The sequence below is a fragment of the Mesorhizobium sp. M2A.F.Ca.ET.067.02.1.1 genome, assembly GCF_004023285.1.
Classification (GTDB): Bacteria; Pseudomonadota; Alphaproteobacteria; order Rhizobiales; family Rhizobiaceae; genus Mesorhizobium.
On the sequence record NZ_RZSB01001372.1, the window covers coordinates 1 to 577 of the forward strand.

Annotated in this window: 1 protein-coding gene; it reads right to left on the reverse strand. The window is 58.4% G+C overall.

The features are described 5' to 3' along the window. Positions 1 to 172: 172 nt before the first annotated feature. Positions 173 to 523, reverse strand: coding sequence for an IS66 family insertion sequence element accessory protein TnpB (tnpB, locus tag EOA28_RS37880; RefSeq protein ID WP_128315954.1), 351 nt, complete (start codon positions 521 to 523; stop codon positions 173 to 175). Positions 524 to 577: the final 54 nt, after the last annotated feature.

Here is a 577-nt window from a genome sequence, read left to right on the forward strand (position 1 = left end):
CATCGCGTTCGGCGATGGTGATGTCGCGGGCAGCAACGGCCGCTTCCAGAAGTGCGATCCGGGCGAGGAAATCAGCGTTTGAGGGAGCTTGTTCCGACACCCAAATTACATACCCGAAACACCTCCTTCACGAAAGCAGAATCGACACAAAATCAAAGAGAAACGAGCAAAATTAGCCAGCCAGACGCGGCCGATAAGTCTTGCTCGGCCGGCGCCAGTCGATGCCGTCCAGAAGCAGCGAAAGCTGTGCCTTGGTGAGCGACACCGCGACCTGATCTTTGGTGGTCGGCCAGGCGAAACAACCTTCGGAAAGGCGCTTTGTAAAAAGGCAGAATCCCTGGTCGTCATGCGCCAGAATCTTGATGATATGACCCTTGCGTCCACGGAAGCAAAAGATCGCGCCAGTGTGCGGGTCGAGCGCTAGCACTTGCTGCACCATGCGTGCCAGGCTGTTGATCCCGCGGCGCATGTCGGTCTCACCGCAGCAAAGATAAATCCGGTCGGTCGGCACCACCGTGATCACCTGCTCAACTCCGCCAGGACGATGCGCAGCGCTGTCGGATCGACGGTCCCGTCG